The following is a 768-nucleotide window of genomic DNA, read 5'->3' on the forward strand; positions in this document are numbered from 1 at the left end:
TCGTTGATGCACTCTCAACAATGGTCGTTGGTTCTCGCATGGTGAAGATTTACGCGTGGTACGACAATGAAATGGGTTACGCAACGCGCACCGCAGAATTGGTTCGTAACGTTGGTTTGGCTGAATAGGAGTTCACAATGTCTCATCCTATATGGCAATTAGATTTGGACTCTGGTGCATTAGTTTTAACACCGTGCCCGGGTACTAAAGGCGTCGATTTGCAAACGTCTTTACAGCAATTAAAAGAGCAGGGTGTTCAAGCCGTGGTTACGGCATTGGACAATGCTGAGCTAGCATCGAAAGACGTCGCGGATTGGGGTGAAGTTACCCAACAACTGGGTATGAAATGGTTCCAGATAGAGCTTGAAGATGATTGCGCACCCAGTGAGGATTTCGCGATGAAGTGGCAACAAGCTAGCCCTGAACTGCATGCGATTCTTGCTCAAGATGGCAAAGTCGCGATGCACTGCATGGGTGGCTCGGGTCGCACTGGTTTGTTCGCAGCTCACTTACTGCTAGAAAAAGAATCGACGCTGGACGATATCGTGCGAGAAGTTCAGGCACTGCGCCCAGGCGCGTTTACCAAACCAGTGCAGCTTGAGTACATCGAACGGGTGGCAAAAGACGCCTGATCAGCTTAAATAGCTTTTGGAACATCATGATCCCAAAGCTATTGTCTGGTTTTTATAATGGAATATAGCTCAGCGATAAAAACGGAAGGTGGCAGGTTAATCTTTTGTTTTTATTGATTATTAATTTTCAATTATA

At 46.4% G+C, this 768-nt stretch carries 1 protein-coding gene and 1 pseudogene; both read left to right on the forward strand.

The annotated features are described in order from the left end of the window. Positions 1-128: pseudogene (locus R7P74_RS26015) on the forward strand (ArsJ-associated glyceraldehyde-3-phosphate dehydrogenase); the annotation flags it as partial. A 9-nt stretch (positions 129-137) separates the two neighbouring features. Continuing rightward, on the forward strand, positions 138-632 hold the full coding sequence (locus tag R7P74_RS26020) for a cyclin-dependent kinase inhibitor 3 family protein (protein ID WP_318123540.1): 495 nt from the start codon (positions 138-140) through the stop codon (positions 630-632). The last annotated feature ends 136 nt before the right edge of the window (positions 633-768 follow it).

This window comes from Vibrio sp. 2033 (assembly GCF_033339735.1).

What these genes read in the sequence shown, in the direction of transcription:
- R7P74_RS26020 (WP_318123540.1), top strand. Translation starts at nt 138, where the DNA reads ATGTCTCATCCTATATGGCAATTAGATTTGGACTCTGGTGCATTAGTT.